Source organism: Litchfieldia stipae (assembly GCF_014837155.1).
Classification (GTDB): domain Bacteria; phylum Bacillota; class Bacilli; order Bacillales; family Bacillaceae_L; genus Litchfieldia.
This window is the reverse complement of sequence record NZ_JACYHA010000004.1, coordinates 338156-344876: the sequence shown is the minus strand read 5'-3', so window position 1 is coordinate 344876 and position 6721 is coordinate 338156. Positions and strand designations below refer to the sequence as shown.

Here is a 6721-nt window from a genome sequence, read left to right as displayed (position 1 = left end):
GTCGTAACCTCACTTTTACCTAAAATTATGGGGGGTGGCAATTTTTTTGCTCAAAAATCCCTCTATCAAGGTATTTTATAGCCTATTTAATATAAAAGTTTTGACAATACGAAACAAGAAGGTGGAGATAAAAAATGGAAGCATTGATGATTGTCGCTATAAATATAGGTACTTTTTTTATGCCAATTTTATGTATTATCTTCTGTGTAAATTTAGTCTCTATATTAAAAAAAGTGAAAAATGATGAAAATACTGGAACTAATACATTTTGGTTGACTTCATCATTCACAATGATTATTTGGATCATAACATTTATAGGAATTGCAGGAATTTATTGAATTAGATAGTTTTGTGTTTTTAGGAAGGGAATGAGGTTAATATGAAGTTAATTAAGTTTGATATTTTCATAGTTGTATCTATGCTTATTTTAGATGTTTTTACTAACGTAAATAGAAATTTCCTGATCATTTTCGCTTTGATATTTACTGGTCGAGCTATTGGAATCTTGTACAGAAATCGAAAAACCAATTAGATGTTTTACTAGTGCGAATACATAAGTAGGTTCACAGTTAATATTGATGAAACCTTTTTTTATTGGCATCGTAAAATAAAGTAAAGTCACAGTATAAGAGCTACTCTATGAATATTGATCGAAAAAAATATCTAATTCTAATGCTACCAGCCCTTATCATTGCAACAACATTATTTATTTACCTACCTACTGACAAAAAAGGCTTCTCTACTTTTGTAATCTTAGCAGCTTGGGTTATTTACTATAGCTGGTTATATATTAAAAAAAGAGAAACCACTAAGTAAGTAAAATACAATAGAGCCCTATTTAAATTGTTGGATAGTTGTTATAAATGAAAAACACTTCATGATTTCTTTGTTTTTCAAAAAAGAATTTTAAGTAGGAAGAAGAATGGAAAACTAGAGGAGTAGACAATATGACTAAAGAAATGTTTGTACATATTAGTGGTGGAATGATCTATGCCAAATTAGTAGGAGAAAACAACAGAAAGCCAACAGTCATAATGGATGCTGGATATGGAGACTTTTCAAAGGCGTGGGATTCAGTTATTGGAGATGTTTCAAGACTCAGTCGTGTCTTAGTATATGATAGAGCTGGTCTTGGGAAAAGCGATAAAAATTCGAACCCTAGAACCACCCGTGAGATGGTAACAGAATTGAAGAAACTGCTTATTGAAGCTAAGGTTAAACCTCCCTACATATTAGTTGGACATTCATTTGGTGGAGTGAATATGCGGATGTTCGCAACCGAGTATCAAAATGATGTTTGTGGTCTCGTCTTGGTTGACTCCACACCTGAAGATTACAGACAAAGATTTCTCCCAACGATGTCAACAGAGTTTCAACAAGCCTATAACAATCAATTCATCATTGAAGGCAATTATGATGAATTTATGGAGAGCCTGAAGCAGGTAAAAGAAACGAAACGTTTATTAAATATCCCAGTTATTGTTCTTTCAGCTGGTAAGAAAGATCTTTATTCTAAGGAATCACAAGAATTATGGAATGCAATGCAGAGGGAGATACTTGAAATATCCACAAACGGTGAATTGATAATTGCTGAAAAAAGTGCTCATTATATACAAAATGATGAACCGGAATTGGTTGTCGACGCGATTAAAAAGCTGATTGACATCAATCATTGCTCTCTCAACTACTAAAGCAAGAAACAAAGAGAAGTAGTGTTGATGATTTTTTGAGGTTCTACAAACTTGGTAAAGCAGGAGGAAGAAATAATGAATAACTATGGCACTCTACATAAGTCAAACGGTCGGTATGCTTTAAGATTCGAACGAGTTTTCTCACATAATCCAGAAAAGGTTTTCCGTGTTATTACTAATCCTAGTGACTTCACCCAGTGGTACCCTTTTGCAACCGGAGAGATGGACCTTAGACTAGGTGGCAAGATTGCCTTCAACGACGGTGAAGGCACAACATATGAGGCAATCATCACAGAATTAGAACAGCCTTCTGTGATTGGATTTCGTGAAGTTGATGATTTGATCAACATTTCATTACAAGAAAAGGATCAGGGGTGCCTAATGACCTTCACCCATACCTTTGACGATGATTCATGGGCTGTTCAAACCGCAGCAGGTTGGCATAGATGTCTAGATGTCCTTCAGCAAATCGTCAACGGACAGACAGTTGAATGGAAAGATAATGCACCTGAATTAAGGGACTATTATCGAGAAGAATTTGAGCGAACCAGTTAAATTAGGATGGAAATGCTTCGTTAGAGACGATCAAAGATAATATAGGCATTTATAACAAATAAGGCGTATTTCTTATATAAGAGATGCGCTCTTTCTTTAGGAGTATATCTATTTAGCAGAACATAGAATGATATATAGTATTTTGGTATGCAAAGAATTTCAATTATATTTATTGGAGGAATGGCAGATGGATCATAGATATCCAATTGGAACGTTCGAATTTGAAGGTGAGATCACGAATGGTGTGATAAATGACTGGATAGATCAAATTGAAGAATTACCAAAATTATTAAGAGAAGCTGTGAAAGAGTTAAATAATGAACAGCTTGATACCCCCTACCGATCAGGAGGCTGGACTGTTCGACAAGTCATACACCATATTTCAGATAGCCATATGAATGCCTATGTTCGTTTTAAATTAGCCCTAACAGAAGAAAATCCTGTGATTAAACCATATGATGAAGGAAAATGGGCGGAATTATCTGATTACACAATGCCAATTGATCTCTCCCTCTCGCTTCTCGAAGCATTGCATAGTCGCCTAACGAACCTTTTGCGTAGCCTAAATATTGAAGATACAAAGAAGACATTTATACACCCAGATTCAGGTGAAGTTTCAATAGGATTAAATATAGGTATCTATGCTTGGCACGGTCGACATCACCTTGCACATATTACTTCCTTAATTAAGCATAAAGGGTGGTAAAGAAAGAACGCGAGGACAGCAATAATCATAGATAGAGGTGTTGGTATGAAATTCGTAGTTTCTCTAAATGCGCATCAACCGAATATGTGGGCTTATCAAGAAGGTTTTATCGAAGGCGATTTGAAGATTTATCTTCATGAGAGATTATACTTCCATGATCCCTACATCAATGTTGCTGAATTCGGGAATCAACTGGGAAAATGGCTGAACAAGGTTCAACAAGGTCTTCTGGAACAGATGAATTACACTTCGATTGATCATGATGAAGTCATTATGAGCTTTACTTATGAAAGAGCAGACACATGGAGGATTCACTCCATTTGGCAAGAATTCGAGTCTGATAAATTAATATCTACTGAGAATCTAGTAGAAGGCGTTAAGAATTATTTAGTCGATTTGAACCATGAACTGCATAAGATTAAGTACTGTATAAAAATGGATAAGTATTTGCGTTAGTTTTGAAGACCAAAGGGACTGTCCCTCCGGGGATTATTAGGGGGAGATTATTTGAACGTAGTAGAAAAACAGCTTCATTTCTCAAAAGAGTATGTAGATATTGATGGACATAAAAATGGACTTTTCATTGAGTCAACGAACGTTGAAAATCCTGTCCTCTTGTTTGTCCATGGAGGACCTGGATTCCCAGAATACTCTATCATAAAAAAATCAGGACTTGCATGGGCTGATGATTTCACCGTTTGTTATTGGGAACAACGAGGTTCAGGCATGTCTTATGATTCAAAGACTCAAGGTGAACTGACATTAGAAAGATTGATATCTGATACATTGTTCATCACAAATTATCTCAAGAAAAAGTACAACAAAAAGAAGATTTACCTTTGCGGACACTCTTGGGGCACATTACTTGGAAGTATCGTTGTTAGTCGAAGCCCTCAGGACTTTCATGCTTTCATTAGTATTGGACAGTTTGGAAGGCACTTTGAATCAAACAAGGATACATATGACTTTTTACTAGAAACAGCCATTAACCAAGGCGATAAAAAAGCCGAGAAAGATATACGTTCTGTCACCTTCGATCAAGATTTCTATAAAAGTCAGGGCTATCGTAGAATTCTAGGAAGGTATCTTAATACATACGGTGGTGGCATGAAAAGAACGGGATATTCTAATTGGCAAGCCATCAAAGATATTTTCACTTGTAACCACTATACATGGAAAGAACGTTTCAACGTACCTAAGGGAAGCTTTTTTAACTACGATTCATTAGCAGAAACAATGGCAAAAGCAGATGCTTCATTAATGGCACCTCGTTTTGACGTTCCTGTTTTTATTATGCATGGTGTGTTTGATTATCAAACCTCATACAACGAGGCAAAACGTTTTTACGAAAAGATCGAAGCTCCATTGAAAAAATTCTATACATTTGAGAACTCTGCTCATTCACCTTTCTTAGAAGAACAAGAGAAATTTATTCATATTCTAAGAAGTGAAGTTCTCAGTTCTTAGTGGTATCTTTTAGACCAAGGAGACTGTTCCTCGGTCCTATCTTTGCGATTGTGTATTGCAATTTAATTTTTTTTTGTTAATATCGTTTCATAGCTAACGATTTTGAAAACAATAAGGTGGTGGCTACTATTCATTCTTTTGATGATGATGGCGAATTGTTACCTGATGAAAAGGATACAATTAATCTATTAGCCAAGCTTCCTTTAGATTCACTTAACTTAGATGCTATTTCAGTCGTGACGAATATGTATCGTGTGGCTCAAGGGTTAAGAAACAAAATGGAGCGCGAAGTTTTATCCGAGTATGGGTTATCCTGGACTTCTTTTTCATTGCTATATGATTTGTGGATTTGGAAATCGGTAGAGACAAAGAAATTAGCAACCTCTGCTGGAGTGACTAAATCAACAATAAGTAATATTACAAAAACCCTAGAACGAAAAGAATTTTGTTATCGAAAGGTTGATAACAGAGATCGTCGGATCACTTACGTTACGATAACAGATAAAGGAAAAGAAGTCATGGAAGCATTATATCCTCAATTTCATCAAGCGGAAGTTGAGATTGTTTCAAGTTTAAGTTTGAATGAGCAAAAAAACATGTCAAAGCTATTAAGAAGAATCATAAGGGAAAATGATTTTTAAGATACAAAAATAAATAGGTAAAATGTGATGACAGGAAATTCAGTAGTAGTTATCTCACTGCAGACAGAGAGTCGATGGATGGTGCGAATCGACGCAAAGATAACTACGAATTACATTCCTTGAGCTTTCTTTGCAAAACGAACAGATAGCAAAGAACGGACGAGCCGTTAATCGTTGAGTGGAAGGATTCAATCCTTCAATTAGGGTGGTACCGCGTGCACAAGTTAAACCACGTCCCTTGTTTAAGGGATGTGGTTTTTTTATATTTAATTTTAGGAGGAAATGGGAATGAATCAGTTATTAGAGAAATTAAGCAAAGAGCAATTACATGAAGTGCAGCGACAAATGACACTTTACAGCCAGGGAGTTCAAGAAATTATTCCAACTGAAGAACTAGAGTACAAGGTAGCAAAATCCATTCTAGAGAACAAACCACTTAAGATTAAATTAGGCTTAGATCCTTCTGCCCCAGATGTTCACCTTGGTCATACCGTTGTTCTAAACAAGATGAGACAATTTCAGGAAAATGGTCACATTATTCAACTGATCATCGGAGATTTCACTGGTAAAATCGGCGATCCTACAGGTAAATCAATTGCCCGAAAACAATTAACAGATGAAGAAGTAAAGCATAATGCCCAAACCTATTTCGAACAATTTGCAAAGGTCATCGATATGGAAAAGGTTGAACTTCATTATAACTCCAAATGGTTGGCTGAATTAAAGTTTGAGGATGTCATCCAACTGGCTGGAAAGATTACTGTAGCAAGGCTATTAGAAAGAGATGATTTTGAAGAACGGATTGCATTAGGCAAGCCCATCTCACTCCACGAATTCTTCTACCCATTGATGCAAGGTTACGATTCGGTCAACCTGGAATCAGATATTGAACTTGGTGGGACCGATCAGCATTTCAACATTCTGATGGGAAGACACTACCAAGAGAAGTTTGGGAAGGAAAAGCAAGTGGCGATGCTCATGCCATTACTAGAAGGCCTTGATGGCGTTGAAAAGATGTCAAAATCCAAGAAAAACTACATCGGTATTGATGAAAGCCCGAACGAAATGTACGGGAAAGCAATGTCCATTCCTGATGAATTGATGATCAAATACTTCGAATTAGTGACAGATTTCGCACCTGAACAAATTCAAACCATGAAGAAGCAGCTTGAAACAGGAGAACTTCATCCAAGAGATGCTAAAATGCTACTAGGTAAGACCATTGTAAGAATGTACCACGGTAATGATGCAGCAGAGCAAGCAGAACACCATTTTATCTCTGTCTTCCAAAAACGTGTTATGCCTGTTGATATTCCTGAGATGGAGTGGAAAGGAAATAAAGAAATCTCAATCGTCGAGCTTCTAGTTGACCTAAACATGTTATCCTCTAAGAGTGAAGCCAGAAGAATGATTAGTAACAAAGGTGTAAGAGTGAATGGGGAACAAGTGGAAACTCCTGACCTACAGCTAACTATTACTGATGGCTTAATCATACAAGTAGGGAAACGTAAATTTATTAAATTAAAAATATAGATTGCTATAGGGTCGGGGGATAATCTCTCGACCCTTTTATACTTGTGATACGCACCCATTTCCGCACGAAAATGGGGCAATTTCATACTAGGTGAGTATACTGTAGTGAAAATACACATTATACAGAA

General features: G+C 36.2%; 9 protein-coding genes and 1 other annotated feature. All 9 genes read left to right on the top strand.

Going from position 1 to position 6721, the window contains the following annotated elements; all coding sequences use genetic code 11:
• Positions 1-134 precede the first annotated feature (134 nt).
• A complete protein-coding gene (locus tag F7888_RS07540; RefSeq protein WP_191778544.1) occupies positions 135-338 on the top strand; it encodes a hypothetical protein in 204 nt (67 codons plus the stop codon).
• A gap of 301 nt (positions 339-639) precedes the next feature.
• Positions 640-816, top strand: a complete 177-nt coding sequence (locus tag F7888_RS07535; protein WP_191778543.1) for a hypothetical protein — start codon at positions 640-642, stop codon at positions 814-816.
• Positions 817-947: 131 nt separating this feature from the next.
• Entirely contained in the window at positions 948-1691 is a 744-nt protein-coding gene (locus tag F7888_RS07530) for an alpha/beta fold hydrolase (RefSeq protein ID WP_191778542.1), read from the top strand.
• 75 nt (positions 1692-1766) lie between these two features.
• Positions 1767-2246 carry an SRPBCC family protein gene (locus tag F7888_RS07525; protein WP_191778541.1) on the top strand — a complete coding sequence of 160 codons (480 nt, stop codon included), beginning with the start codon at positions 1767-1769 and terminating at the stop codon, positions 2244-2246.
• 187 nt (positions 2247-2433) lie between these two features.
• Entirely contained in the window at positions 2434-2952 is a 519-nt protein-coding gene (locus F7888_RS07520; RefSeq protein WP_191778540.1) for a YfiT family bacillithiol transferase, read from the top strand.
• A gap of 45 nt (positions 2953-2997) precedes the next feature.
• On the top strand, positions 2998-3408 hold the full coding sequence (locus F7888_RS07515; protein WP_191778539.1) for a DUF7878 domain-containing protein: 411 nt from the start codon (positions 2998-3000) through the stop codon (positions 3406-3408).
• Between the two features lie 51 nt (positions 3409-3459).
• Complete coding sequence (locus tag F7888_RS07510) at positions 3460-4419, top strand: alpha/beta fold hydrolase (RefSeq protein ID WP_191778538.1); 960 nt, start codon at positions 3460-3462, stop codon at positions 4417-4419.
• Between the two features lie 116 nt (positions 4420-4535).
• A complete protein-coding gene (locus F7888_RS07505) occupies positions 4536-5060 on the top strand; it encodes a MarR family transcriptional regulator (protein ID WP_318246244.1) in 525 nt (174 codons plus the stop codon).
• A gap of 18 nt (positions 5061-5078) precedes the next feature.
• Positions 5079-5302: a binding site (T-box leader), on the top strand.
• 46 nt (positions 5303-5348) lie between these two features.
• The gene (tyrS, locus tag F7888_RS07500; protein WP_191778537.1) at positions 5349-6593 is read left to right on the top strand and encodes a tyrosine--tRNA ligase; all 1245 of its coding nucleotides are present in this window, start codon (positions 5349-5351) and stop codon (positions 6591-6593) included.
• The last annotated feature ends 128 nt before the right edge of the window (positions 6594-6721 follow it).